The sequence below is a fragment of the Geobacillus sp. FJAT-46040 genome, from assembly GCF_002335725.1.
GTDB classification, from domain to species: domain Bacteria; phylum Bacillota; class Bacilli; order Bacillales; family Anoxybacillaceae; genus Geobacillus; species Geobacillus thermoleovorans.
In genome coordinates, this window is record NZ_NISS01000001.1 from 1,977,197 (window position 1) to 2,003,484 (window position 26,288).

Annotated in this window: 26 protein-coding genes and 4 pseudogenes; 11 read left to right on the forward strand and 19 right to left on the reverse strand. The window is 51.9% G+C overall.

The window, feature by feature from the left end; genetic code table 11:
- Nucleotides 1-47 precede the first annotated feature (47 nt).
- Nucleotides 48-2,066: a glucose-specific PTS transporter subunit IIBC gene (ptsG, locus tag CD000_RS10400; protein WP_096225604.1), complete on the reverse strand. Its 2,019-nt coding sequence runs from the start codon at nucleotides 2,064-2,066 to the stop codon at nucleotides 48-50.
- A 232-nt stretch (nucleotides 2,067-2,298) separates the two neighbouring features.
- Nucleotides 2,299-3,156 (reverse strand): glucose PTS transporter transcription antiterminator GlcT, encoded by an 858-nt coding sequence (gene glcT, locus CD000_RS10405; RefSeq protein ID WP_096225605.1) that lies wholly within the window; start codon nucleotides 3,154-3,156, stop codon nucleotides 2,299-2,301.
- Nucleotides 3,157-3,319: 163 nt separating this feature from the next.
- Here glcT and CD000_RS10410 point away from each other — a divergent pair, with 163 nt between their 5' ends.
- Together CD000_RS10410 and CD000_RS19430 are read left to right on the forward strand one after the other, a co-directional pair.
- Nucleotides 3,320-4,084 (forward strand): alpha/beta fold hydrolase, encoded by a 765-nt coding sequence (locus CD000_RS10410; protein WP_096225606.1) that lies wholly within the window; start codon nucleotides 3,320-3,322, stop codon nucleotides 4,082-4,084.
- A gap of 26 nt (nucleotides 4,085-4,110) precedes the next feature.
- Entirely contained in the window at nucleotides 4,111-4,239 is a 129-nt protein-coding gene (locus tag CD000_RS19430) for a hypothetical protein (RefSeq protein WP_255350130.1), read from the forward strand.
- Nucleotides 4,240-4,297: 58 nt separating this feature from the next.
- Here the strand turns inward: CD000_RS19430 and CD000_RS10415 are convergent, their stop codons facing one another.
- The 4 genes from CD000_RS10415 to CD000_RS10430 all read right to left on the reverse strand — a co-directional run bounded on the left by CD000_RS10415 (nucleotide 4,298) and on the right by CD000_RS10430 (nucleotide 7,635).
- Nucleotides 4,298-5,575 carry an ATP-binding protein gene (locus tag CD000_RS10415; protein WP_096225607.1) on the reverse strand — a complete coding sequence of 426 codons (1,278 nt, stop codon included), beginning with the start codon at nucleotides 5,573-5,575 and terminating at the stop codon, nucleotides 4,298-4,300.
- A 55-nt stretch (nucleotides 5,576-5,630) separates the two neighbouring features.
- On the reverse strand, nucleotides 5,631-5,876 hold the full coding sequence (locus tag CD000_RS10420; protein WP_011230486.1) for a YueH family protein: 246 nt from the start codon (nucleotides 5,874-5,876) through the stop codon (nucleotides 5,631-5,633).
- Nucleotides 5,877-5,941: 65 nt separating this feature from the next.
- The gene (locus CD000_RS10425; protein ID WP_096225608.1) at nucleotides 5,942-6,691 is read right to left on the reverse strand and encodes an SDR family NAD(P)-dependent oxidoreductase; all 750 of its coding nucleotides are present in this window, start codon (nucleotides 6,689-6,691) and stop codon (nucleotides 5,942-5,944) included.
- Between the two features lie 269 nt (nucleotides 6,692-6,960).
- Nucleotides 6,961-7,635 (reverse strand): hypothetical protein, encoded by a 675-nt coding sequence (locus tag CD000_RS10430; RefSeq protein ID WP_014195302.1) that lies wholly within the window; start codon nucleotides 7,633-7,635, stop codon nucleotides 6,961-6,963.
- 171 nt (nucleotides 7,636-7,806) lie between these two features.
- Here CD000_RS10430 and CD000_RS10435 point away from each other — a divergent pair, with 171 nt between their 5' ends.
- The 3 genes from CD000_RS10435 (at nucleotide 7,807) to CD000_RS10445 (ending at nucleotide 9,199) form a co-directional block, all read left to right on the forward strand.
- Nucleotides 7,807-8,001 carry a hypothetical protein gene (locus tag CD000_RS10435; RefSeq protein ID WP_011230483.1) on the forward strand — a complete coding sequence of 65 codons (195 nt, stop codon included), beginning with the start codon at nucleotides 7,807-7,809 and terminating at the stop codon, nucleotides 7,999-8,001.
- Nucleotides 8,002-8,201: 200 nt separating this feature from the next.
- Complete coding sequence (locus tag CD000_RS10440) at nucleotides 8,202-8,786, forward strand: cell wall hydrolase (RefSeq protein WP_014195301.1); 585 nt, start codon at nucleotides 8,202-8,204, stop codon at nucleotides 8,784-8,786.
- Between the two features lie 233 nt (nucleotides 8,787-9,019).
- Nucleotides 9,020-9,199, forward strand: coding sequence for a YkvS family protein (locus tag CD000_RS10445; RefSeq protein ID WP_033005507.1), 180 nt, complete (start codon nucleotides 9,020-9,022; stop codon nucleotides 9,197-9,199).
- Nucleotides 9,200-9,231: 32 nt separating this feature from the next.
- Here CD000_RS10445 and CD000_RS10450 read toward each other — a convergent pair whose 3' ends face one another.
- From CD000_RS10450 to CD000_RS10485, 8 genes are all read right to left on the reverse strand, one after another.
- Nucleotides 9,232-9,915: an NAD-dependent epimerase/dehydratase family protein gene (locus CD000_RS10450; protein WP_014195299.1), complete on the reverse strand. Its 684-nt coding sequence runs from the start codon at nucleotides 9,913-9,915 to the stop codon at nucleotides 9,232-9,234.
- Between the two features lie 54 nt (nucleotides 9,916-9,969).
- Nucleotides 9,970-10,467 (reverse strand): preQ(1) synthase, encoded by a 498-nt coding sequence (gene queF / locus CD000_RS10455; protein ID WP_096225609.1) that lies wholly within the window; start codon nucleotides 10,465-10,467, stop codon nucleotides 9,970-9,972.
- A gap of 52 nt (nucleotides 10,468-10,519) precedes the next feature.
- A complete protein-coding gene (gene queE / locus CD000_RS10460) occupies nucleotides 10,520-11,254 on the reverse strand; it encodes a 7-carboxy-7-deazaguanine synthase QueE (protein WP_011230478.1) in 735 nt (244 codons plus the stop codon).
- Nucleotides 11,254-11,691 carry a 6-carboxytetrahydropterin synthase QueD gene (gene queD, locus CD000_RS10465; RefSeq protein ID WP_096225610.1) on the reverse strand — a complete coding sequence of 146 codons (438 nt, stop codon included), beginning with the start codon at nucleotides 11,689-11,691 and terminating at the stop codon, nucleotides 11,254-11,256. The genes queE and queD overlap by 1 nt, the downstream gene beginning before the upstream one ends.
- Nucleotides 11,688-12,353: a 7-cyano-7-deazaguanine synthase QueC gene (gene queC, locus CD000_RS10470; RefSeq protein ID WP_198962537.1), complete on the reverse strand. Its 666-nt coding sequence runs from the start codon at nucleotides 12,351-12,353 to the stop codon at nucleotides 11,688-11,690. Before queC ends, queD begins: the two co-directional genes overlap by 4 nt.
- 178 nt (nucleotides 12,354-12,531) lie before the next feature.
- Nucleotides 12,532-13,644, reverse strand: coding sequence for a GerAB/ArcD/ProY family transporter (locus tag CD000_RS10475; RefSeq protein ID WP_096225612.1), 1,113 nt, complete (start codon nucleotides 13,642-13,644; stop codon nucleotides 12,532-12,534).
- Nucleotides 13,645-13,670: 26 nt separating this feature from the next.
- Nucleotides 13,671-14,756: a Ger(x)C family spore germination protein gene (locus CD000_RS10480; RefSeq protein ID WP_096225613.1), complete on the reverse strand. Its 1,086-nt coding sequence runs from the start codon at nucleotides 14,754-14,756 to the stop codon at nucleotides 13,671-13,673.
- 11 nt (nucleotides 14,757-14,767) lie between these two features.
- On the reverse strand, nucleotides 14,768-16,282 hold the full coding sequence (locus tag CD000_RS10485) for a spore germination protein (RefSeq protein ID WP_096225614.1): 1,515 nt from the start codon (nucleotides 16,280-16,282) through the stop codon (nucleotides 14,768-14,770).
- A 141-nt stretch (nucleotides 16,283-16,423) separates the two neighbouring features.
- On the opposite strand from CD000_RS10485, the gene CD000_RS18455 reads away from it, so the two are divergent.
- Nucleotides 16,424-16,585 carry a hypothetical protein gene (locus tag CD000_RS18455; RefSeq protein ID WP_158225549.1) on the forward strand — a complete coding sequence of 54 codons (162 nt, stop codon included), beginning with the start codon at nucleotides 16,424-16,426 and terminating at the stop codon, nucleotides 16,583-16,585.
- Between the two features lie 84 nt (nucleotides 16,586-16,669).
- Here CD000_RS18455 and CD000_RS10490 read toward each other — a convergent pair whose 3' ends face one another.
- Both CD000_RS10490 and CD000_RS10495 read right to left on the reverse strand, forming a co-directional pair.
- Nucleotides 16,670-17,710, reverse strand: a complete 1,041-nt coding sequence (locus CD000_RS10490) for a YkvI family membrane protein (RefSeq protein ID WP_096226276.1) — start codon at nucleotides 17,708-17,710, stop codon at nucleotides 16,670-16,672.
- Between the two features lie 169 nt (nucleotides 17,711-17,879).
- Nucleotides 17,880-18,626 carry a FixH family protein gene (locus tag CD000_RS10495; protein WP_096226277.1) on the reverse strand — a complete coding sequence of 249 codons (747 nt, stop codon included), beginning with the start codon at nucleotides 18,624-18,626 and terminating at the stop codon, nucleotides 17,880-17,882.
- Nucleotides 18,627-18,893: 267 nt separating this feature from the next.
- Between CD000_RS10495 and CD000_RS10500 the strand changes: the two genes are divergently transcribed.
- The 3 genes from CD000_RS10500 to hepT all read left to right on the forward strand — a co-directional run bounded on the left by CD000_RS10500 (nucleotide 18,894) and on the right by hepT (nucleotide 22,123).
- The gene (locus CD000_RS10500; protein ID WP_096225615.1) at nucleotides 18,894-21,026 is read left to right on the forward strand and encodes an ATP-dependent Clp protease ATP-binding subunit; all 2,133 of its coding nucleotides are present in this window, start codon (nucleotides 18,894-18,896) and stop codon (nucleotides 21,024-21,026) included.
- A 280-nt stretch (nucleotides 21,027-21,306) separates the two neighbouring features.
- Nucleotides 21,307-21,714 (forward strand): type VII toxin-antitoxin system MntA family adenylyltransferase antitoxin, encoded by a 408-nt coding sequence (gene mntA, locus CD000_RS10505; protein ID WP_044745516.1) that lies wholly within the window; start codon nucleotides 21,307-21,309, stop codon nucleotides 21,712-21,714.
- The gene (gene hepT, locus CD000_RS10510; protein ID WP_096225616.1) at nucleotides 21,704-22,123 is read left to right on the forward strand and encodes a type VII toxin-antitoxin system HepT family RNase toxin; all 420 of its coding nucleotides are present in this window, start codon (nucleotides 21,704-21,706) and stop codon (nucleotides 22,121-22,123) included. Before mntA ends, hepT begins: the two co-directional genes overlap by 11 nt.
- A gap of 27 nt (nucleotides 22,124-22,150) precedes the next feature.
- Here hepT and CD000_RS10515 read toward each other — a convergent pair.
- The 3 genes and pseudogenes from CD000_RS10515 to CD000_RS10525 all read right to left on the reverse strand — a co-directional run.
- Nucleotides 22,151-22,606: pseudogene (locus CD000_RS10515) on the reverse strand (TetR/AcrR family transcriptional regulator); the annotation flags it as partial.
- Nucleotides 22,596-23,032 (reverse strand): annotated as a pseudogene (locus CD000_RS10520) (GNAT family N-acetyltransferase); the annotation flags it as partial. The pseudogenes CD000_RS10520 and CD000_RS10515, both read right to left, overlap by 11 nt.
- Before the next feature lie 220 nt (nucleotides 23,033-23,252).
- The gene (locus CD000_RS10525; protein ID WP_096225617.1) at nucleotides 23,253-24,947 is read right to left on the reverse strand and encodes a M3 family oligoendopeptidase; all 1,695 of its coding nucleotides are present in this window, start codon (nucleotides 24,945-24,947) and stop codon (nucleotides 23,253-23,255) included.
- Nucleotides 24,948-25,246: 299 nt separating this feature from the next.
- Here CD000_RS10525 and CD000_RS10535 point away from each other — a divergent pair.
- Both CD000_RS10535 and CD000_RS10540 read left to right on the forward strand, forming a co-directional pair.
- Nucleotides 25,247-25,498: pseudogene (locus CD000_RS10535) on the forward strand (transposase); the annotation flags it as partial.
- A 314-nt stretch (nucleotides 25,499-25,812) separates the two neighbouring features.
- A pseudogene (locus CD000_RS10540) lies at nucleotides 25,813-26,223 on the forward strand (zinc ribbon domain-containing protein); the annotation flags it as partial.
- Nucleotides 26,224-26,288 lie beyond the last annotated feature (65 nt).

Consider the following 26,288-nt stretch of genomic DNA (forward strand, 5'->3'; position numbering starts at 1 on the left):
GGAGGCAACGGAAAATGCTTGGCCCCGCCCCGCCGCGAATAAGCAGCTTAGCGGATCGTCACAACAGCGTCTTCTCCTCGAGCAACTGAGCCTTGCTTGTTGACGTGAACCGTTTCGCCAGCTTGGAGATTCGTGAAAATCACCGGTGTGACGATCGATGGGGCGTTCTGTTTGACATAATCAAGGTCGACGCGCAAAATCGGCTGCCCTTTTTTCACTTCGTCGCCTTCCTTCACAAGCGCTTCAAACCCTTGGCCGTTCAGCTTCACCGTATCGATGCCGACGTGGATCAACATTTCATGCCCGCCGGCCGACTGAATGCCAATGGCGTGCTTCGTCGGAAAGACGTTGATGATCTTCCCATCAACCGGAGAGACGACCGTGCCGTCCGTCGGCATGACTGCGAACCCATCGCCCATCATTTTTTGCGAAAACACTTGGTCCGGCACTTCAGCGAGCGGAACGACCTCTCCTGACATCGGCGAAGCAATCGTTTCGGACTTCGCGGCTTCCGAGGCCGCTGCTTTCGGTTTCTCTTCCGCCCGGGCCGGCGCTTTTCCTTGCATGATGTCTTGAATTTGCCCTTTTAACATATCCGATTTCGGACCGAAAATCGCTTGCACGTTGTTGCCGACTTCAAGCACCCCGGCAGCGCCGAGCGCTTTCAACCGGTCTTTATCGACCCGGCCGATATCATGGACCGAAACGCGCAAACGCGTAATGCATGCGTCCAAATGTTCGATGTTTTCCTTTCCGCCAAGGGCGGCGAGCACTTCATACGGCAGGTCGCCAGCAGCGGCCGCCTCGGCTTTCGGTGCTTCCTCGACCGTTTTTTCCCGGCCTGGCGTCGCCAAATCCCATTTGCGGATCGCAAAGCGGAATCCGAAATAATAAATCACGGCAAACACCAAGCCGACCGGAATGACAAGCCACCATGCCGTCCGGTTTGGCAGAACGCCAAACAGCAAGAAGTCAATGACCCCGCCGGAGAACGTCATCCCGATTTTGACGTTCAACAAGTGCATGATCATAAACGACAAGCCGGCAAAGACGCAGTGAATGGCAAACAGCGCCGGGGCGACAAACAAGAACGAAAATTCGATCGGTTCGGTAATCCCAGTCAAAAACGATGTCAACGCAGCCGATCCCATAATGCCGGCCACAACTTTTTTGTTTTCCGGCCGCGCTTCATGGTAAATCGCAAGCGCCGCTGCCGGAAGGCCGAACATCATAAACGGGAATTTCCCGGTCATGAACGTGCCGGCCGTCAGTTCCACGCCGTCTTTCAGCTGCTCGAAAAAGATTTTTTGGTCGCCACGGACCACTTGCCCGGCTTTATTGACGTATTCGCCAAATTCAAACCAAAACGGTGCATAGAAAATGTGATGCAAGCCAAACGGAATCAACGCCCGTTCGATGACGCCGAAAATAAAGGCGGCCAACGTTTTGTTCGCCTCGATCATATTGTGCGAAAACGCATTGAGCCCGTGCTGAATCGGCGGCCAGATGAATGTCATGATAATGCCGAGCACGACCGCAGACGCCGCCGTCACGATCGGCACGAACCGCTTGCCGGCGAAAAAGCCGAGATATTGCGGAAGTTCGATATTGAAGTATTTGTTGTACATGTACGCTGCCAAAATCCCGACGATAATCCCCCCAAATACGCCGGTTTGCAGCGTCGGGATGCCGAGAATGTTGGCGTACGACGGGTCGGCGCCGATCATATCGGAAGTCACGCCCAAGATGACGCTCATCGTCACATTCATAATCAAGTAGCCGATGATCGCCGCCAAGCCCGCGACCCCGTCCCCGCCGGCAAGGCCGATCGCCACACCAACCGCAAACAAGAGCGACAAGTTGGAGAAGACGATGCCGCCTGCTTGCTCCATCACATTGGAGATGAGCACGACCCAGTCGGCTTTGAGCGCCGGAATTTTGTCAGTGAGCGCCGGGTTTTTCAAGGCGTTGCCAAGCGCCAACAAAATCCCGGCCGCCGGCAAGATCGCCACCGGCAGCATGAGCGCTTTCCCGACCTTTTGCAGCGTGCCAAACGCTCGTTTCATCTTCATAACCTCCTTTAGTTTCCTTTTCTTAAGTTTTACAGCAAACGACCGATTCATGTACCGAAAATGAAGCGGGCGTTTCCGAGGGAGCCGGCGCAATAAAAAAGGCATGACTAAAGAGAGACAAAAAGAACGCTTACAACAGCGCAAAGATGAATTCGCAGCTGTTGCCGCCTTATTTGCCCTCTTTACTCATGCCTGATCGAGTCAGTAACACGTAAAGCGAGACAACCTATGCAGTTGTATTGTTCTTTTTCTCCGCCAGCCGTTGCAAATGCAACGTCAAATAGACCGCCTCGGCATCGTCCGCCGGCAGATGAAGCGTTTGCTGCATGACTTTGACCAACTTCCATGCTAGATTATAGCATAATGGATACGCTTCCTTCAAGATTTTCGACAAATTTTTTGGTTCTTCGACTTTTTCGCCTTTTTTCATCCGCTCAATCGCATAGCGCAAGTGACGGACAAACCGCAAATAATGAACGCTCTCGCGGTCGATGTCAACGCCAAGCTGTTGCTCGACGATCTTGACAAGATCAGCAATGAGCTGGGAATATCGATTCGCTTCCGACACGCTTTGCTTGGAAATCGCGCTATGAATATGAAGGGCAATAAAGCCTGCCTCTCCTTCAGGCAGCACAATCCCGAGCTTTTGTTCAATCATGCGGGCCACTTCATGGGCAATTTCATATTCCAACGGATACAAGCTTTTCGTCTCAGCCAAAAACGGGTTTTTGACATCCAATCCTTGTTCAAGCCGCTTTAATGTAAAAGCGATATGGTCCGTCAGCGCCACATGGATGTGCTCGTCGAGCGGCGCGCCCACGCGTTGCTGAATATGTTGAACCACCTCGCTCATGAGGGCGATGAATTCTTCGCTCAATTCCGGAAGCAGCTTTTTGTATTGCTCTTGTTCGCGTTCGTTTTTGAGGACGAAACATTTTTCCACGGCACTTTCCGCAATTTCATCCCCCCTTTTTTTGCCGAAGCCGATCCCCTTGCCGAGCAGGACGACTTCGCCATACTGGGAGTGGAAAGCGATTAAAACGTTGTTATTGAGCGCCTTTTCCACACGGAACGACTGCTCCATCGGGCCCCCTCCTTTCCGTGCCGCCTGTCCGCCGTTCATCCACGTGACTAATTATAAATCGGAAAGCCGTCCTTCTCAATGAAAAAAAGATGGAGGTTTTTTGGATGGGAGGCTGTTCTTCTTTCCATACTATAGAGGGCGATGCCGTGAAGGGGGGATTCGCATGCCATACATTTCCATCAACAGCCGCGTCCGTCTCTATTATGAAGAAAAAGGGAACGGAACACCGCTATTGTTCATCCATCCCCCTGGGATGGGGCATGTCGTTTTTTGCCGCCAAAAGCCGCTCGTCCGCGATTTTCGCCTCATTTTATACGACATGCGCGGCAACGGGCGAAGCAGTCCGTCGGATGGACCGATTACGGTGCCGCTGCTCGCCGATGACGTCTCGGTGTTGCTTCGCTCCCTCGGCATCGGGCGCGCGATCATTTGCGGCTACTCCAGCGGCGGGTCGGTCGCACTTGATTTCGCCCTTCGCTATCCACAGCATGTGAAGCAACTTATTTTGATTGGCGGATTTCCTGAAGTGTGTACCCCGCTGCTGTGGGGTGAGTTTTGGCTTGGCATTTCCGCCGCCAAACTCAGAGCCATCCCACTGCTCTCCTTGGCGCTCGCCCTCGGGCACGGAACAAACCAGCGCGAGCGGCGGCTGTTGAGGCGGTACGCCCAGATGGCCAACAAGCGGGATTTAGAGGCCGCGTATCGGGCTGGGCTCGTCTACCGCTGCACGGAGCAGCTCTCCTCCCTGCGCCTGCCGGTGCTGCTCATTTACGGAGCGCGCGACCGTTACATTCATTTCTATATCACCATATTTCGCCGCTATGTGCCGCATGCTGGCGTTGTGTTGATCGACCAGGCCCGCCATCAAATTCCGACCAAACATAGCGAGGAGTTAAATGGCATTTTGCGCATGTACGGCCGGCGGTGACCGATGGGAAGAAAGGAGGGGGAAGCATGTCGAAAAAAGGGAGACAAAACAAAGTAAGCCAAGAAGTGGCCAACCCGACCGTCTCGAAAACAGAGGCGGAAATGGCCAAAGACAGCGTTGACACCGCCAAGCAAGCGAAAAAAAACCGCTCATAACCAAGAACGTGTCCGCGCCTTGGGCGCGGACACTTTTTGGTCGGAGCAGCCTCTTTTGTCAGCCGCTTGCGGCGTCGGCCGCATAGCTGGACGGCAGCGTCAAATGGACAATCGTCCCTTTTCCGACTTCGCTCTCGATCTGCATTGTCCCTTTATGTTCCTGGATAATTTTCATGCTTGTTGTCAGCCCGAGCCCCATCCCTTTTTCTTTCAACGTAAAAAACGGTTCGCCGATTTTTTGCAGGCGCTCTTTGGAAATGCCAATGCCTGTGTCGGCAATATCCAAATAAACCGTTCCTCCCGCTTCGGAAACGCGGACGTATAAACTCCCGCCGCCAGGCATCGCTTCGACGGCATTTTTCATAACGTTCAACAACACTTGAACAATTTGGTTTTGATCGCCGTACACACAAGCTTTCGGAGCGGTGTTATGGACGGAAATGGAAACGTTGTTCAACGTCGCCTCATGGCCAATCAAGCTGATGACATACGAAATGGCCTCGTCTAGCAAAAACGGCCGATAATCGTGGCTTTGCGGCTTGGCGAGCACCAGCAGCTCGCTGACAATTTGGTTGATGCGGCCGAGTTCACTTAACATAATGCGCATATAATGATCATTCACTTCGCGCGTTTCTTGCATCATCTGAATAAATCCTTTCATGGAGGTGAGCGGATTGCGGATTTCATGGGCAATGCCGGCGGCCAGCTCGCCAAGGACGGACAGCTTTTCTTTTTTCAAGAGCAACTCCTCGGCAAGCTTTTGCTGGGTAATGTCGCGGCCGATCGTCAACAACCCTTTGCGCGCTCCGTTTTCGTCAAAGAGCGGCACTTTAATGACGTCAAACGTCTTCACTTCCCCATCCGGCGTCGCAAACGACTCCTCGCGGCGCGTCACCTTTCCGCTCTCCCACGCCTCGCGGTCTGATGCAATGCACTGCGCAAACGCTTCTTTAAAAAACGGCACAAGCTCGCCAAGCTCGCGGTCCGTCTTCCCGATATAATCGATCTGTTCGAGGCGGTACAGCCGCCGGCCAAAATCGTTGACGCGCAGCCATCGCCCCTCGCTGTCTTTAAAGCAAACGAAATCTGGCATCGAATTGATGAGCGTAAGCAGCTGCTGTTCATTTTCCTCGGTCTTTTCCAGCTGCTCGCGCTTTTTTAACAGCTGGTACAAAAAAATGGCCGAGAGCAAAATAAACACGACCCCTTTGACGGCGCCAAGCGCCATATATACATCGCGGCTGATCGACAGCATATTGAGCAGGGTGTCGGTGGCGGCAATCCATAAAATGCTGCCTATGATATATACTGCGATTACTTTTGTTTTGTTGACCACGTTGTCATCGAACCCCTAACATGCAAAGTCGCGGCAGCCACGGTCGCCCTCTAGGCTACATTTCCCGCGCCCAGCCGAGCAACCGCACGGCCAAGAGGGCGGCGCGCTCATGGTCAAGCCGCTTTTTTAGCGATGCCTCAAGCCGCTCGGCCACCGCCTCCGCCTCTTCCTCATAGGCGAACGAAAATGACCACTCAAGCGCCGGAATGGCAATCACGATATATTCTTCTTTTCGATTTTCGTAAATGTAGACATTAGCCGGAGCTTGTCCGTCCATCACCGGCGTTTTGCGGATTTTCATTTTTCCGTCCCACCTTTTCCTTTGAAACCGTCTCCATTTTGTTTATTTTAACAAACGCCCGCTCCCTACTCAATATAAATCATTTTCCTGGTCATTCCCCCGTCGATGACCAAATTTACCCCGGTGATAAAATCGTTTTCCTCATCGCATAAATACAGACAAGCGCGGGCGATATCATCCGGTTTGCCGACGCGGCCGGCCGGGTGCTGCCGGTGGTCAATGTCTCGCAGTTGCCCATAATCGCCCGTTTCAATCCAACCGGGGCTGATGCAATTGACGCGAATGCGATCATCCGCAAACGACACCGCCAGCGCATGGGTCAAAGCGACAAGGCCGCCTTTCGATGCAGCGTACGCCTCGGAATTCGGCTCGGACATGAGCGTCCTTGTCGAGGCAATGTTGACGATTGCTCCGCCTTTTGCATTGCGGCGCATATATTTAGCTGCTTCTCGAGAAGCAAAAAAAGCGCTGCGCAAATTCGTTGACAGCACGTCATCCCACTCCTCAACCGTCAGCTCATACGGCGACTTCCAGCGTGAGACGCCAGCATTGTTGATCAAATAGTCAATGCGGCCGAAGCGGCCGGCAGCTTCTTGTACAAACCGTTCAATATCGTCCACCTTCCGCACATCCGCCGCCACAAAGATCGCCTCGAACCCGTCCGATTGCAATTGCGCGGCGAACGCTTCACCGTTTTGAATATCGCGGTCGATGATCACGACGTTCGCTCCCTGTTTTGCGAATGCTCTAGCGATCGCCTTGCCGATCCCATTCGCTCCACCGGTGACAATGGCTGTTTTCTGTTCCATGCTCATGTGCAATCTCTTCTCCCTTCCTTTGCTCCGTTTGCTTTCGGATGGGATCCAACCGAAAGAGGTAGGCTTTATGCATGGCCTTCCCTCCTACGATAAGGAACGTTTGTTCTATTCATGACCATTTTATACCTTTCGTTCTCTTGATGCAAGAGAAAGGTGGATGAGGAAAGATACCGATTCATCCCCCACTTGCGCTCACGCATGGAAGTGAGGATTTTCTCGGCTCCAGATGTAAAAAAGACCGCCATTCGGCGGTCTTTTTTGGCATCTTACCGATAGGGGCCATACGAGATTGGAAAGCCAGGCGCATACGGGGTTCCTCCGCCATAATATGGAGGCAGCGGCGCAGCGGGATAGCCATAGCCATACGGCATCACCGGGGCATACAGCTGCGGCGCCATCGGTGGATAGTACAGCGGCGCATACGGATGTGCGCCAGGAACGAAACCTGGTGTCGCACCAGCAGCCATTCCAGACAGCGTGCCAGGAACGGCCACAGGAGCCGTGCTGCCAGCCGGGGGAACGTTTTCTGCATACGGGGCCGTCATGCCATACGGAATAGCGGCGTCATCAGGCGTCATCGGCGGCGTGTTTTCTTTCCCACCCATCGGCCAAACGGAAGCATGGGCCATATTCGGCCCGGCTCCTAAACCGAGCGGCGGCGCCGGCAGCATCATATCGGAGCTGTCCGGACTGTCTGGACTGTCAAGATGGACCGGACTGACAAGCGGCGCTGGCGGCGCAACCGGTGGACACCAATAGCCATAAGGCGCTGCCGGCGGATAATACGCCATCGGCATCACTTGAGTCGGCGTCGCTTCATTTGGTGTCGTTGCCGATAGCGGAGCCATCGGCGGCACGTTATTCTCCATCCATCCGGCTTCATTGTCATGGCCGGAAGAGGTTGAAAACGGACCATTCATATACGGATCCCAATGATTCATTGTTCTCTCCCTTTCTTGCTTATATTCTCGGGGCGCGTACCCACCCATATTGTATGTCAGAACAAGCAAAGGGTGTTTGCCCGGCCAAAATATAGGTATTTAACCCAACAGTCGTCTGTGATACGATAAATAACGGTGACGATGCCGAATCAACGCTTGGGGGGACATGCGATGGATGAAGCACTGGCGGCCAAGCAAATCGATGAATTGCGCAACGGAATCATCTCCGAACTGTTGGTGAAAAAAGAGGACTTCCCTGTTTTTCGTGCCGTGCTCGTCAAACAGCCCGACTTCAAACGATTTCGCGGCATCGCCCAGCGCGGCGGCCACGTTATTTACCACTATATGGATGCTCCACGCAGCTAAAAACTCCTGTTCCCATGGCTTCACACCCGGCTTTCCGTCCTGGGAGCCGGGTGTTTTTGCTCGCGGAGAATTTTCCATCCCTCTCTATGAAACTAGTCATTTCAATGCCTCGCGCGTTTCTTCCATCATTTCGATAATGACTCATCGCGTGATCCTTGTTACTCTAGTAGTGAGTTTGCAAGACAAAAGGAGGGATGTGGATGAAACAAGCAAAAGCATGGGTGACGGCTATGTTGTGCGGCATATTTTTCTTTGCCGGCCATGCCGATGCGGCGATGATCCACACCGTCAAGCGCGGCGATACGCTTTGGAAAATCGCGAAACAATACGGTGTGCCGCTGAAACAACTGCAGCAGACAAACCGCAAAGGCGATTGGCTATATCCTGGTGAAAAACTCGTCATCCCTGATGCCGGCATCACGGCGGCGGAGAAAGATTTGCTCGCTCGCCTCGTCCATGCCGAGGCGAAAGGGGAACCGTACGCCGGGAAAGTGGCCGTGGCAACGGTCGTGCTCAACCGCGTCGACCATCCGGATTTTCCGGATACGATCCGCGCTGTCATTTATGAGCGCTCTGGCGGCCATTATGCATTCACGCCGGTCGCAAACGGATCGATCAACGAACCGGCCGACCGTGAATCATACCGCGCCGTTGAAGAAGCACTTGCTTTTCGCGGTTTAGGAAACGGCTCGCTCTATTTCTATAATCCGAAAACGGCGAAAAGCAAATGGTTGCGCTCGCGTCCGGTGACGGTCGTCATCGGCAACCATGTGTTTGCCAAGTAGACGAAAACAAGGGGACGGCTTCGCCCCTTGTTTTTTTTTTAAAATATCAGATTTTAGGAAAGAAACCCCTTTACTTGTGCATAAAAATAAGGCAAACTAGTAAAAAAGCGCCTGCTCCTTTTTATAAAGAGCGGGCACAACGGCCAGGGCGCACCGGCCGGCCGCCTTTTCGGCCGATCACGCCCGTTTTAGCCGCCGACGACTATATCCGGTTTAAAAAGGGGAATGATAGAATGGTGAAAAAAGCAAAAGTCGGGGACATTATTGAATTTAAAAATGGATTGCGCGGCATCGTGGAAAAAGTGAACGAAAACTCGGTCATCGTCGATTTGACATATATGAAAAACTACCGCGAGCTTGATTTGCAAGAGCGGACGGTGGTCAACCATAAAAATTATAAGATTATTGAATAGAAAAAAGAGGCCGTCAAGAGCCTCTTTTTTGTTTACGAAATGCGGGCGAGTTCATCACATTCATAGATGTGGACGCCGCTCGTTGCTGACGCCGCACGGTAAAACATCGCCAAAGCAAGCTGATGGGCGTCAACCGGCTTATACTTTTTCCATTTGCCGACGAACAAAAACGGAAGACGGCATAACAACCACCCGCCTAACGCTTCGCCAAGGCGGAACTCCCGGCGCTTGCCGACAAGCAGCGACGGACGAAAAATATGGAGCGACGGAATGGAAAGCCGCTGCAACGCCTCTTCCGTCTCTCCTTTGACTCGCTGGTAAAAAAACGGCGAGCACGGGTTGGCGCCGACCGAAGAGACGGTCAAAAAGCTTTTCGCACGGCACTTTTCCGCCAGCGCCGCGGCGCGCAGCGTATATTCATAGTCGACTTGAATGAACTGCTGCTTTGTTTTCGCCTTTTTGCGTGTCGTCCCTAGGCAGCAAAACACATCGTCCACATAAAAATATCGTTCGTACGATTCAAGCCGCGCAAAATCGACGACGACTTGCTGCAGCTTTTCATGTTCCACCGGCAGCGGAGTGCGGACGAAAATCGTCACACAGCGGTACAAATCCGACTGCAGCAACAGCTTCAGCAACTCTCCGCCGACCAAACCGCTCGCTCCAAGCAAAAGAGCTGTTCTTCGCTCCAACGCCAAAACCTCCAAGGCAAACATTCATTGTTCATTATATAGGAGTTGGAGCGAAAAAACTACCTCTTTTTTTTATCTCTAGCGGTTGTCGACTTTTTCTGGATACAAGTCATGATTGCGCAGCCGGTATTCCGCCATTTTTTCGTATTTCGTCCCCGGGCGTCCCCAGTTGCAGTACGGATCGATGGAAATGCCGCCGCGCGGGGTGAATTTGCCCCACACTTCGATATAGCGCGGTTCCATAACTTTAATCAAATCGTTCATAATAATGTTGACGCAGTCTTCGTGAAAGTCGCCATGATTGCGGAAGCTGAACAAATACAGCTTCAACGATTTGCTTTCGACGCATTTTTTGTCCGGGATGTAGCTGATGTAAATCGTTGCGAAGTCCGGTTGTCCGGTTTTTGGACACAACGTCGTAAACTCCGGACAATTGAACTTCACGAAATAATCCCGGTCAGGATGTTTGTTGTCAAACACTTCAAGCAGATTGGGATTGTACGTAAACGAATACGTTGTCCCTTGATTGCCAAGCAGCGTCAAGTCTTTCAATTCTTCCTCTTTTCTTCCTGCCATTCGTTCATTCCTCCCTCATTATTCATTGCCGGGCGAATCGCCGCACCCCGCTTTACACGCCGCGCTTGTTTCCCCAAAGAAGCGTGTGCAGCTGCGGCAGGATGTGGACGTCTGCCAGCTCCTCCGAATCGGCGGCTTGTTCCACCAGCCATTCCAACCGACTGAAAAGCTTCGCACGGAGTGCATCCACATCCGAATCGGCCACATCGGCATTTCCTGCCTGCAAATAAAACGGAACACTTGGGTAGCGGCAGTGCACCTCTTTCGCATACGCCAAATCGGCGTCATCAAAGACGACGACTTTCAAACTGATGCGCCGCACTCGGCTTTGGTCAGCCTGCAACCGTTCAATGATTTGATCGAGCGCCGCCCAGTCGGTGTCCATCCCCGAGCTTGGCGGCTTCGGGGAAAGAGTGACGTCGTCAATGTCAAGCAGCCAATCCTGCCAACGGCTCCCTTGCGTTTCAACCGCGACCCGCATCCCTTTTTCATGAAGAAGCGCGATGAGCTCCCCAAGAGCCGCAATCAGAAGCGGGTTGCCGCCTGAAATCGTCACGTGGCGGAAGCGGCGGCCGCCAATGGCTTCAAGCCGCCGCCAAATTTCGTCTGCCGTCAGCTGCTCGATCTCGTCTTTTGCTGATCCGTCCCACGTAAACGCCGAATCGCACCAGCGGCAGCGGTAGTCGCAGCCGGCTGTGCGGACGAACATCGTCTTTTGGCCGATCACCATTCCCTCTCCTTGGATGGTCGGACCAAAAATCTCCAACACCGGAATCGTGCGCGCCATTACCGCTCCCCCGCTTTCGGACGGTAGACGACATAACTTGTCGGCGTTTCGCGGACAAACACTTGCAAACATTTCGGCTTGTGCGGCAGCGTATCCAAATAGCGCTGAATCATTTCATAAATCGTGCGCGCCACCACTTCCGACGTCGGAAACCGATTCGGGTCATGACCGTCAAACCAATCGCTATGGTCGTTGAGCAGCGTATGGTCCAGCTTGCGATGAACGAGCTGTTTTAACGTTTGAAAATTGACTAAAAAACCGCTCTTATCGAGCTCATCGCCAGCAATCGTCACATTGACGATGTACGTGTGGCCGTGCACGTTTGCGCAGCTCCCGGCCGCTTCGTGCGGGATGAAATGGGCGGCGGCGATGTGCATATCTTTGTTCAACTCATAGCGGTAATGATGCGCCACCTGCGGATAGAGCTGATGCATCATCGCGACTCCACCTCCGCTTTTTCCCGCAAGTATTCATCCAACCCGCGCTTGCGCAGCACGCACGCTGGACATTCGCCGCAGCCGTCGGCGATGATGCCGTTATAGCACGTCAGCGTCTTCGTGCGAATGAACTCGAGCGCCCCGAGCTCATCAGCGAGCTTCCACGTCTCCGCTTTCGTCAGCCACATGAGCGGCGTATGAATGACAAATTCGTAATCCATCGCTAAATTCAGCGTGACGTTCAATGATTTGATAAACACATCGCGGCAGTCCGGATAGCCGCTGAAATCCGTCTCGCACACTCCCGTCACAATATGGCGCGCGCCCCACTGTTTGGCAAGCACCGCCGCGAACGATAAAAACAACAAATTGCGTCCGTCCACAAACGTCGTCGGCAGCCCGCCTTCCTTTTGTTCGATGGCGATATCATCACGCGTCAAGGCGTTCGGCGCCAACTGCCCGAGAAGCGACAAATCAAGCACCGTATGGCGAACGCCAAGCTCAGCGGCAATTGCCTGAGCGACGTCAATTTCCCGGCGATGGCGCTGGCCGTAGTCAAACGTCACCGCTTCCACTTCACCAAACTGTTTTTTCGCCCAAAACAAACACGTCGTGCTGTCTTGGCCGCCGCTAAAGACGACGACCGCCTTTTCTTCCTTCATCTTCATCACAATCAACCTCCTTCTGAATCAGCAGAAGAAGAGGTTTCCAAAACAAAAAAGGCCATACCCCTAGGATACAGCCGTCCCTAGTTTTTTATAGAGGGTTTTGCTAGAAACCTCTCCCGTACAAGCGTACGGAATTGTGATTCTTCTGTTTTCTTTATTTACTATACCATACTTATGGCTTTTGTTGTAGCGCCTTTTTCACTTTTTCCGCCGTCCATACGTATAGATACAAAAGCGGAACATACACCGCGACAAGATAAAATCCCGCCTTCGCTGTCCATTGCATCAACTGCTCAATGTCTGTCTTCTCTTGGAAAAACAGCGTCCCGACAAACAAGCAAGCGAGCAACACTGGAAGCGAACGGCGCTGCTGAACGGCAAACAGCTGTTTGATCACGCGCGTCGCCGCCCAAATAGAGACCGCGATGATCGGTAACACAACGAGCACATAAATCGAGATGACAATATACTCCATCCGCTCGATAAACGGCACTTCCGGAATTTTGGCCAGCGTCAGCGTCGGCCATGTAATATGCTGGATTTGCTCTTTGTTATAAAACACGATGGAAATGAGGATCAAAACAAAATAAATGAACATCGTAAACGCGTTGGCCGCATGCGCCCACTTTTGCGAGGACGGAGCATTTTTTAAAAACGGGTAATACATCAGCAGCATTTCAAACCCTAAATATGGCAGCACCATCTCTTTCGATGCTTTTGCCAATTGCCCAAACGAATGGTCGAACACCGGCAATAAGTTCCGGTATTGAGCATACTCAAGCGGAAAGAAAACCATCGGAAAAATCGTCAACAGCGGAATCACCACCCCCCAAACGCATAAGCCGACAACGATGCGAAACCCGCCGGAGACGGCGTAATACGTCATCAGCAAAAACATAAGGCTGAACTGCCACACCCCAATCAACGGGAACACCCATACTTTAATGATTTCAATGTATGATTGAAGCACCATAAACGCCGCCAACGCGTAGTAAAAAAGAAGTCCAAGGCTCAGCACCCCGCCGATCCACCGCCCGAAGTACTGTTCATGAAGCGACACGAGGTCTCCGCCTGATGTCAAATGCGACAGCAGCCGATACATGAGCCAAATCAACACGTGCGCCGACAGCCCGGCCATTAAGACTGCCATCCAGGCATCCTGCCCCGCCTCTTTCATCAGAGGACGCTGAAAATTGAGTGCCCCGACCCCAACTTGCGTAGCGTGAATGACAAAAAACACAAGAAACGGGGAGATGAGAAACCGTTCCTGAATGGCCTGCTTCATCCTAATCCCTCCTCATGTTCCCCGTCTTATTCGCTAATGCCGGCATGGACGATATCCACCGTGACGTGCGGGCGGATGTCTAGATCCGGGTATTCACGGTAAAACGCGTCGGAATCCCAATGTCTTGTCACGCTGCGAACAAAATCGCCGATGCCGAGCGGGTCAATCCGTTTTTTCTGAAAATAACGGAATAACCGACGCATATTATGCTCCAATTCGTTTTGCATTTTTTTCTTCACATCAGCAAACAAATCTTGACCCGGCTGATCGAGCCATGACGGGTAATCCCGCACCGACGCATGGATATGGACGAACACATCAAGCACATGGCGGCTTCCATCACGCTTCCATTCATATTTCGACTTCGCCCATAAGTTTTGCAGCATCACCCGATCCTCGCCCTGTTTCCCGCGATTCCCAACCTTCAGCTGGTAGACGCCGTTTTTCGTTTCTCCAAGCAAAATTTTCATTAAAAACGAATCACGCAAACTCACATGCCCCACGTATCGGTCGTCGCGAAACAACGCGACCCCTTCAAGCTTGACGAAATCTCCTTTTTTCTCAAAATACGGCAAAAACGGATCGCTCCCCGGGGAAAAATAGCGATACAAAAACAAGTGCAAATTCGTTTTCGGCAAGTTCATCGACTGCTCATTCTGCTCCACCAGATTCGGCAAATACAACGTATCGCTCAGCGTCGTGTTCGCCGTGATTTTCAGCAGCTCCTTCGCGCTTTCTTCCGCCACGCCAAGCAGCAAATGACTGCCGACTTTGTTGTTGCGCGCGAGGCTGTGCGTAATTTGCGTCACCCCCCGCTTGGCAAACTCCTTGCCGAACAAAATCAAGCGCAGCTGCCCTTCCTCAACCGGCAGCGCGGATTTCGATGACAGGCGCGGAATCAAGTCGTAGACCGTCGGCGACGTCGTCGTCAGCATATTCGGCTTTGTCATCGGCCCTTGCTTGAACGTCGGGTACACCGCGGTGCCCGTGTAGCGGCCGTTCTCGAAATCATACCCCATCTGTTGAATAATTTGAATTTTGTCAATCGGCCACGAACTGACGCAGCCGCCAAGCAACAGCAGCGCACCGACCCATGCGAGCCCACGCCTCATCATGATCCCCCTTACTCATCAATATCGCGTTTTTGCTTCGCCGCATTCGGATCGTAACGAAACCGCGACCGCGGACGAAGAAACATCGGCCGCTCCGCCGTTTCACTGTATGGCGAACGAATGAATGTATCGCGGAAGCTGCGAACACGAAATGGATAAAACGGCAGCAAATACGGATAACCAAACGACTGCAGCCGCCCTAAATGAATGAGCAGTCCACAGACAGCAAAGATGATGCCGATCCCGCCCCAGAAAGCGGCAAACAAAATAAACGGAAACCGAATGAACCGAATCGTGTTGGACATTTTGAAAATCGGCGTTGTAAACGAAGCGAGCGCCGCCAACGCGACGACAATCAACAAAATCGTACTCGTCAGCCCGGCATCAACGGTTGCTTGCCCGATGACAATCCCGCCGACAATCCCGAGCGTTTGTGCGACTTTCGTCGGCAGCCGCGCCCCGGCCTCGCGCAACAGCTCAATCGTAATTTCCAAAAACAGCACCTCGAGCATCGGCGGAAACGGCACGTTCGAGCGGGAATAAATGATCGGGCCGAGCAAGTCTTCGGGAATCATTTCATAATGATACGTCAGCACCGCCACATAAATCGGCGACGCTAACACCGAGAACGCAACGCCGAAAAACCGGATGAGCCGGAAAAACGTGCCGAGCACCCATGGCAAATAATAGTCTTCCGGCGACGTAAAAAAATCGAAAAGAGCGGCGGGGCCAATCACGGCATACGGGGAGCCGTCGCAAAAAATGGCCACCTGACCCGACACAAGCGCATAGATGGCCCGGTCGATCCGCTCGGTCGAGATAAACAGAGGAAACGGCGTCCGCGAATTGTCCGCGAGCAGCTGATCCAAAATAGCGTTGTCAAACACGATGTCAAAATGAATGGACTCAAGCCGCTGCGTCACCGTTTGAATGACTTCCGGATTAGCGACACCGTCGATGTAGGCGATGACCACTTTCGTTTTCGACATCGAACCAATCGACATTTCCCGAAACACAAGATTTGGCGTCACCACTTGCCGGCGGATGAGATGCAAGTTGACACCGACATTTTCCACAAATCCGACTTTGGGCCCAACGACGCTGAATTCGTTTTCCGAATCATTGTTTTCCCGAAGCCCCAAATTTTCAGCCGCGGCGCCCATGAGCGCCGCTTTGTTTGGCTGCTCGCGGAATGTAACAGCGACAAACCCTTTCAGCACCTTCTCTTCAATCAGCGCCGTGTCTTCACTCACTTCAATGCGCTGAATCGGCACGATTTGCTGCAAGTCTTCCAATCGGACGTTCGGATGCTGGGGAATGTCGTTTTGCAAATGGCAAAAAATCCGCTCTTGCAGCACTTGCGGATCAACGAGCGAATCGAAATAGTAAATCGACAGCTCCTTGCCTCCGACAACAAACGACACTTCGACAAAATCGCTCGATTGCCGAAGCTTTTCCCAAAGTTGCGAAAGATTCCTCTGTGCGGGGCGCTTTTTCTTTTTCTTCCAAAACGAGAACCAACCCACGATGATCCCCTCGCCTTTCCGTTTACGGCATAGTCTTCCAATCGATCGATATTTTTATGCATCCCCCTTTCATCCTAATTGATTCGACAAAATCTTCTATATATTATTGAAAATAGACAAATAAAAAAAGGAGAATCGTCTATGAACAAATTGACGAAACGGCGCCGGGCAAAACAGGCGTTAAAAAAAGTAACAGCAACGGCGGAAGCACTGCGGCGGTCCATCGACCGAACGCGTCCGCTTGAAGAGCAGCTCGACCGCATCCGCGCCTTGTTGGATGAACAGCTTGGCCATGATGAATAAAATGATCGCCCGCTTCCACTCATAACGAAACGAAGCCCTTTCGTCCCCCTTCACCAAAAAACTTTGGGGAACGAAAGGGCTCATTTACCGGCGCGGCAGCTGCCGGCGCCAAAGAAGCCACAACAGCACAAGACTCATATAACCAAACAGCGGATAGATGAATGACAGCAGCTCCCCGTAATGAAACGGGCTGACCGCCGCAAACAGCAAAACGAGCAGCACGCCCAGCCATTTCCCGCCAAGCGGCGCCCAAACGCGCACTTGGCGTGCAAGTCCAAACATGCCGCCGATGACCGATGTAAAAATTTCTCCGTAAATGACGACGACATAAAGCCAATACAACACAGTAAAAAACGTATGAACGACTTCGGCCATTGGAATATCATAATCGTCCTTGTGTGGAAACGACAGGAGCACCATATGGTTCAACAGCAGCAAAACCGTCAACACCATTCCGCCTAACATCGCTCCGCGCCTCACCGCTCGCTCATCGGTCGCTTCGCGGGCGATGGGGACAAGCACCGCTTGGGCCATCGCCAAGTTAAAGGCCGCATAGGAAAACGGGGACAACATCGCCTTGAGGGAATAGTCCACCGCAGCCATGTCCGGACGGCACAAATCGCCAGCCACGATTGTTTTCACAAAGGCGATGGCGCTGAACAGCACCATCATCGGCGCGACGAACACGTTGACGCCAAACAGCCCTTTGCGGTCAAACAACATGACAAGAAGCGCCAAACCGAGCGTCAGCGTGACGCCCGCCTGCCTCGGCCAGCCGATCTGCTCTTCAAACACCGCACCCGCCCCGGCGATCATCACCGCCGTCACCCCCGCGATCATCACCGTCATCACAAGCGTCACAAACGGACTCAACATTCTTCCGAACAAATAGCGATTCAATTCATCATAGGACGCGGCTCCAATGCGGCGCGCCATCACCATCAGGCGCGCGCCGCCCCATGTGAACAAAACGCCGCTGACCGCCACCCCGATCGTCCCAGCCATTCCGTAGCGGGTAAAAAATTCAATAATTTCCCTGCCAGTCGCAAATCCCGCTCCAATCACCGTGCCGACGTAAACAGCGGCGATTTGCCATGCTTCCGACCACTCGTGTCTCTTGCCCAAATCCTCCATCTCCCTCTCTTGTCCGTTGCTTTTCCATATATATGTATATGTCCGGCATGGACAAGAAAGACGACAGAACGAAAAAAGAAGGCATCCGAGACAAGATGCCTTCTCACACACCGCAAACTCTCTTCATTAATATGGCATGCGATGTGAAATCGCGTTTCCATCAATGAACTGTCACGTGTTCGACTTGATGTTCGTGCAGCCCGCCGCTTCCTTCGACGTGCACTTTCACCGAATACGTTCCTTTGTTGGCAAACGTGGCCATGGCTTCGTACTCGCCGTTTCCTTTTTCCTTTGCATCGACAAATTCATGCTTATTGTCCGCCTGCCAAATCTCAAAACGAACGGTCGCACCTGTCAACGGCTTCCCATCTTTGGTGAGGTGAACGGTCAATGCCGCCGGTTTTCCGGCTTCGAACGAACGGGACGACAGCGAAATGGCGACGGCGCCATGATGATTTTCTTCAGCACTGCCTTGGGAATTTTCGCGCGCACCGTCGGCCGTCGCCGCCTGTTCCGGGTTGCCGGCGACAATATCTTTTTTCGGCATGTTATGCATATCGCGCGCCGTCACATGGGCGACGACCGAATATGTTCCCGCTTGGGTAAATGTTTTTTCCACCGAGTAGCGGCCATCGCCGTCATGCTTCGCTTCAAGCATTTCCCGCTCGCTGCTTCCGTGTTTCCATACTTCAAACTTGACTTCGCTCGCATCGTCCACTTTTTCACCGCCGTACGTCACGACGCAGGCGAGCTTGGTCGGTTTGTTCAAATCGATGTGATCCGGAACATCCATTTTCACTTCAAGCACGGCCAGCGTCTCGGCTTGCTTGTTGTGATTTGTACAAGCAGCCATGATCATCATCCCCAAAAGTACAACAGCAAACGCGAAACCAACATGTCTTCTCATCTTCACCTTTCTCCTTTTTCCTTCAAATTCATGATCATCGTCAGCACCAAAGACGGAGTCTTTTCCGCCTCTTTTTCTGTTTTTCACTTTATCATAGCTTTGCCGCACCTACATTAGTATTCACCATTTTTTCAAAAACATTTCATCGTTATCACAATTTTTTTGTACAAAACACTTGAAAGTCAAAAAAGGTCAAAGTATAATAAAGTCAGAAAGTCAAAGAAAGTCAAAGTCAAAACCTGAATAATGGAAAAGGGGGTATGCTTCATGCGCTGCCAAGCATGCCAACAACGTGAAGCAACGGTGTTTGTCAACTTGCAATGGAACGGTGAAAAACAACAACTTCACCTGTGCCATGAATGCTATGAAAAGCAAAAACAACAACTGTCCATTCCGATGAACTTCGGCTTTTCACCGTTTTCCTTTGATGACTTCTTTACTAGCCCGTTCACAGCCGCCAACGCCGGAATGAGCGCGCCGAAAACGATGGCGAAACGCCCGCAAAGCCATGGCGGTGGATTTTTGGATCAATTCGGCCGCAACTTGACGCAAATGGCGAAAGCGGGCTTGATCGATCCGGTCATCGGCCGCGACAAAGAAATCGCCCGCGTGATCGAAATTTTAAACCGCCGCAACAAAAACAACCCGGTGTTGATCGGGGAGCCGGGCGTCGGGAAAACGGCCATCGTTGAAGGGCTGGCGCTGAAAATTGCCGAAGGGCAAGTGCCAGAAAAACTGTTGAACAAAGAAGTGTACTTGCTTGACGTCGCTTCGCTTGTTGCCAACACCGGCATCCGCGGCCAGTTTGAAGAGCGGATGAAACGGCTCATCGCCGAACTGCAAGAGCGGAAAAACATCATCTTGTTCATTGACGAAATCCATCTGCTCGTCGGTGCTGGAGCCGCTGAAGGCTCGATGGACGCGGGCAACATTTTAAAACCGGCGCTTGCCCGCGGCGAGCTACAAGTCGTTGGGGCGACGACACTCAAAGAATACCGGCAAATTGAAAAAGACGCGGCTCTTGAGCGCCGCTTCCAACCGGTCATCGTCCACGAGCCGACCGTTGAGGAAGCGATCGCCATCTTAAAAGGCATTCAGCCAAAATATGAACAATTCCATCATGTCCGCTATACGGACGAGGCGATCGAAGCGTGCGTGAAATTGTCGCACCGCTACATTCAAGACCGCTTCCTCCCGGACAAGGCGATCGACTTGCTTGACGAGGCCGGCTCGAAAGCGAACTTGCGCCTCGGCCCGACCGATGAAAAGCAACTGCAAGAGCGATTGATCCAAATCGCGAAAGAAAAAGAACAAGCGGCGAAAGAGGAAAACTATGAACTGGCGGCGAAACTGCGCGCTGAAGAGCTGAAGCTTGAGAAACAACTCGAGCAAGGCGTCACCCAAGAACGCCCAACAGTCGATGTGGCGGACATCGAGCAAATCATTGCCGAGAAAACCGGCATCCCAGTCGGCAAACTGCAAGCCGATGAAAAAGAAAAAATGAAACATCTCGAAGAAAACTTGGCGAAAAAAGTGATCGGCCAAGCGGAAGCGGTGAAAAAAGTCGCCAAAGCGATCCGCCGCAGCCGCGCCGGCTTGAAAGCGAAACACCGCCCGATCGGTTCGTTCTTGTTCGTCGGCCCGACCGGCGTCGGGAAAACGGAGCTCGCCAAAACGCTCGCTGAAGAGCTGTTTGGCACAAAAGACGCCATGATTCGCCTCGATATGAGCGAATACATGGAGAAACATTCGGTCTCGAAGCTGATCGGTTCGCCGCCGGGCTATGTCGGCTTTGAAGAAGCCGGCCAGCTGACGGAAAAAGTGCGCCGCAATCCGTACAGCATCATCTTGCTCGACGAGATTGAAAAAGCGCACCCGGATGTACAGCACATCTTCCTGCAAATTTTGGAAGACGGCCGCTTAACCGACAGCCAAGGCCGCACCGTCAGCTTCAAAGACACCGTCATCATCGCGACAAGCAACGCCGGTGTGACCGACAAAAAAATCACCGTCGGCTTTGAAAAAGAGGGCAACAGACAAACAAGCGTCCTTGACTCGCTCAGTGCCTACTTCAAGCCGGAATTTTTGAACCGCTTCGACGCCATCATCGAGTTTAAGCCGCTCGAAAAAGCGCACTTGCTTGAGATCGTCGACCTGATGCTCGCCGATGTCAAAGCGGCGATGCGCGAACAAGGCATTGAACTCGAGGTGACGGAAGCGGCGAAAGAAAAACTGGCCGAACTCGGCTACCATCCGGCCTTCGGCGCCCGCCCGCTCCGCCGCGTCATCCAAGAGCATGTCGAAGACAACATCGCCGACTGCCTGCTTGACGCGGATCAATCGGTGCGTGCGATCCGTATCGATGTCAAGGACAATGCCATTGTGGCGGAAATCGCCTAATTGTGGCTTAACGACCAACGCGCACACCTATATCATCCATCACCCGAATGACTCGAACATCGCCCCATCCCGTTTTCGGGGTGAGGAAGTGTTTTAGGGAAGAGCAGCAAAAAGAGCCGCCCCGAAGTTTGTATGTAAGGAGGAAATGAATCAATCAGCCCCTGCTTCTTTCGCTCAGAGGGATTGGCGCATCATCGCCATCCCTTTTTCTTTTTCCATCTTTTCGCCAAGAACAATAAGATTTTGCTATAATGAAGAAAAACGCAAGGGGGCATCGCGATTGCCAAACGAAATGGAGACGATCATCATTCAGACGCTCCGCCCGGCTCTTCACCCGTTCGTCATCTACCTGTTCGGTTCAGCCGCCCGTGGGACGCTGCGCCCGGACAGTGATGTCGATATCGCCTTTGTCAGCGACGGCGAACCGCATGATCCGTATGAGCTGTTTCGGCTCGCGGGGCATTTGGCTGACAAGTTAGGGCGAGATGTCGATCTTGTCGATTTGCGCCAAGCCAGCACCGTGTTTCAAGCGCAAGTCGTCTCGACGGGAAAAGCCATTGATTGCCGCGACGAGCGGAAACGGGCTGAGTTCGAAATGAAAACATTGAAAATGTATGTGAAACTAAACGAAGAGAGAGCACCGGTGTTAAAACAAATTACGGAAAGCGGGAGCATATATGAAAAGTGATGTCATTTTAAACAAGATCAGCGTGATCGAACGCTGCCTGAAACGAATTCGTGAAGAATATAACGGCGATCCAAAAAATTTACAAAATTACACAAAACAAGATTCGATCGTTCTGAATTTACAGCGGGCGTGCGAGGCATGCATCGATTTGGCCATGCATATTGTGGCCGAGCAGAAATTCGGATTGCCACAGCATAGCCGCGATGCATTCGCTCTCCTCGAAGAACATGGGGTCATCTCCCCTTCCATAAGCAAAAAGATGAAGGCGATGGTCGGATTCCGCAACATCGCCGTTCACGACTATCAACAACTGAACCTTGGCATCTTGCAAGCCATCGTCGAACACCATCTTGATGATTTCAAACAATTTACGAAAGCCATCCTCGATTATGCCAAGAAAAACGGCTAGGCCGGCTCCCACGCGGAAGCCGGCCGGTTAGCGCCGCAGACCGTTCATCAACACGTGAATCGTCCGCTCCATTTCCGCCTCATCGTCCCAATGGTGGTCAGGCAAAAGGAGAAAGCGGGCGGCCAAAAAGCCGGCGAGCGATGTGATCGTCAAGCGGATGACCGAATCAACCGGCAGCTCGGCCAACTCACCTTTTTCTTGAAAATGGCGGACAATGCGGGCGAATTTTGGATACACGTGCTCTGTAAACACGCGTTGAAAGCACTGTTTAATCTCGGAATGAAAGGCGAGCTCCTGCCAAAGCACACGAATCGCTGGCAAATACTTTTTCACAAAGGCGTAGCGATTGGAAAACACCGCGCGCAAAAACTGTTCGTACGTCTCGTATTCGTTGTCAAACACTTCACGGACAAACTCTTTCGCCAAAAACGGGGCGACGGACTGAAACAATGTCGGCGTGACGATCGCCAACAGCCAGTTTTTCACCGCCAAGCCGTTCGTAAAAACCGCGTGACGGATTGTCGGCAAGCACCCAGACGACCAGCGAATGAATGCCTTTTTGCGCCAAATGGCGGATCAACGCTTGAACGAGTTGCCGGCGAGCCCTTTTCCTTGCACCTCTTTAAGCAAATAAATCGCATACAGCTCCCCGTCATACTTCGCTATCAGACCGTCGGCTGCCCGATTTGGTCCGCCGGAGACGAATCCAACGACGCGTCCGTTTTCCTCGGCGACAAACACGGAATGGTCCGATTGGCTGAGCACCTTCTCCCATAACGTTTGTTTTTCTCCCACTGCCAACGTCTCCAAGTACGCGTCCGGCACGATGCCGCTGTACGTCGTCTTCCAACTTTCGACGTGGACCGAAGCGATGGCCAGTGCGTCGACCCATGTGGCTTTACGGATCATCGTTTTCCCCCTTTTCCCCAGTTTGATAGAAGTTTTCAAATTGAACGCTCTCCCACCTACGCTTGAGCTTTGAGGTGAGAGATTGTTGGAAACACCCGCCCCACAGCAGGCTGTCAACCAAGCCATCCCCGCCCAACACGTGGAAGTGGGGGTCTTCTCGGCGCGAGATGATAAAGAAAAGCAGGGCGGTGCTGTTCCCGCCCGCCTTCTTTGCTTCTTTTTACAAGGCTTTGTCATCGACGCTGTCCAACCACCGCTCGATATGGCCGACGACCGAAGCGACCGCCCCGTCAGCAAACGGCGACTTTAGGTTGGCGCTTTTGACGAGCTCAGTAAACGGCCGGCTGCCGCCCAATCGGCAAAGCGCCACATAGTCGCGCCAGGCTGATTCCCGGTCTTCCTGCGCCCGCTTCCAAAACTGGAACGCGCACACTTGCGCCAATGTATAATCAATGTAATAAAACGGGTCGGTGTAAATGTGCCCTTGCCGCTGCCAAAATCCGCCGCGCTCAAGGTAGTCATGGCCGGCGTAGTCTCTTGTCGGCAAATACGCTTTTTCGATGTTGCGCCAGACACTCTTCCGCTCAGCCGGCGTCATATCCGGGTTCTCGTAGACAGCGTGCTGAAATTCATCGACCGCAACGCCGTACGGCAAAAACAAAAGTGCGTCGCTCAAATGGGCGAACCGGTATTTGTCGGCGTCTTCGCCGAAAAAGAGCTCCATCCACGGCCATGTGAAAAATTCCATGCTCATCGAATGGATTTCACACGCCTCAAGCGTCGGCCAGTTGTATTCTGGAATGTCGTAATGGCGGCTCTCATACACTTGGAACGCATGCCCCGCTTCATGGGTCAGTACGTCAATGTCGCCGGACGTTCCGGTAAAGTTCGAGAAAATAAACGGCGCCTTATAGTCATCGATATAGGTGCAATAGCCGCCGCCCGCCTTTCCTTTTTTGGCGACGAGGTCCATCAATTCATGTTCGACCATATAGCGGAAAAACTCGCCTGTTTCCGGCGACAGCTCTTCATACATGCGCCGGCCGTTGTCAACAATCCAAGCGGCGTCCCCTTTTGGCGCCGGGTTGCCGCTTGGAAACATGAACGGCTCATCATAATACGTAAGCCGGTCGACCTGAATCCGCTGCCGCTGGCGCTCGCGCAGCTTTGCTGCGAGTGGGACGATGTGCGTTTTCACTTGCCGGCGGTAGCCTGCGACCATATCGGCATTGTAATCGGTTCGGCCTAAACGGGCATAGCCGAGTTCCACAAAGTTTTGGAAACCGAGCTTGCGGGCGATCGCCGTGCGGACGTGGACGAGCTCATCATACAGCTCATCTAGCTCTTTTTCGTGGTCCGTGAAAAACGAAAACCGCGCTTCGCTCGCCCGTTGGCGCATCGTGCGGTCCGGCGACTCGACAAACGGCTGCAGCTGGGCAAGCGTCCGCTCTTCCCCTTCAAACATGATTTTCGCCGATGCGATGAGCTTCGTATATTCGCTTGCCAGCTTGTTTTCTTTTTGCAAGTCCTCTACAATCGCCGGCGCGTATGTTTTCAGTTGCGTTTCCGCCAACGCAAACAGCTGTTTTCCCCACACTTGTTCCAATTCAGCGCGGAACGGCGAGGAAACAAGCGCGCGGTAATAATCGTTGACGAGCCCCTTGACGACCGGCTCGGTTTCGTCGAAAAAGTCCTGTTCTTGTTTATAAAATTCATCGTTTGTATCAATCGTATGGCGGATGTGGCAAAGGTTCGCCATCGTGCTGTAGCGGCGGCGCAGTGCATTGATCCGCTTCATCGCCTCGTGCTGCAAGGCGGCGCTCCCGGCACGGCGGAACGAATCAAGCGCTTCTTGAAACGATGCTTGCAATTGAGCGATGTCCGGCCGCTCGTAACGAAATTCGGAAAACTTCATGCTCTGTCCCTTCTTTCCTTTCATTTTTACATTTTTTCATCACTCAGCCGACCTACTGTTTATTCGCCATGAATCCTCAAAATCCTTCTCGATTTCCCATTCTCTGGGTTCATCACCACAAATTATACTAATCATTTCACTCATATTTCGCAACCTTTGCATAATATATAAAAAACCACCCATATATGCGCATAAAAAGGCTCTTCACCAAAATTTTGCGCTTTCTCTTTTCCATCGGTCCATCAGGCGCGTTGGAAATCTTTATCTGAGAGAGCGTGCAAACGTTCCGAAAGAATGTGCAAAATCTGGAACAATTGGAGGCTTGGATTCATCGTTATTCGTTTTGTTCTTGTTCAGTTGTGCGAGCCATCGCAAAATCACTCGTCAAACGAACAGACGAAATCATATCATGCATTTTATCGTCTTATTCGAATGGGAAAATGGAGGAAACGAATAACAAGATTAAGCGGATCAAACGTCAGGGATACGGATACAGAAATATCCAACGTTTTGCATTTCGGGTTCGGTTAGAAACAGCTAACATACTTTAATGGCTAGTGCAAGTACATCTTTTAGTTTTTAGTGATGAACCATTCTCTGAACAAATTTCCATTTTATCTTAATTAGGCGAGAAGACTCCCACTTCAACGAAGCGAAGCGGAGTAAGTGGGAGATGAATCGCCTTAACTATATTTTGCTGAAAATAGGATAGATTCAGTAAAATATGGTATCATATAGTTAGATGGGAGGTGAAAAAATGTATTTTTGTATCAAACAACAGCTAAATGGTTTGACCAAAGAAGAATACTTGACTCTTCGAGAACTGTGCCATATTGCCAAGAACATGTACAACGTCGGATTGTAAATTGGCAAACTTGTCATTGGCTATGCGGAAACATGGCAACGCAATATTAATCTAGGAAAAAAGACAAATCAAAACTTTGTCAATATTCCTCTCGGTAACATAAAAGAAAAACTAGAATATCTTTGTGAATTTTACGGCATTGAATTCTTGAAACAGGAAGAATCATATACGTCTCAAGCCAGCTTTTTTGACGGCGATGAGATTCCTGAATATAATGCCGACAATCCAAAAGAATATAAGTTCAGCGGCAAACGTATTAAGCGCGGCTTGTATCGAACAAAGTCTGGCAAACTAATTAATGCTGATGTCAATGGCGCATTAAACATCTTAAAGAAAAGTAAAGCTGTAGACCTGAGTGTCTTATGCTCTAGCGGCGAAGTGGACACGCCTCAAAGAATAAGGATTGCTTGAAGCAGTCAAACTTCTTTGGAAGCCCCCACTTCAAATTTTCGCTAGAAAATTAAGTGGGGGTAGTT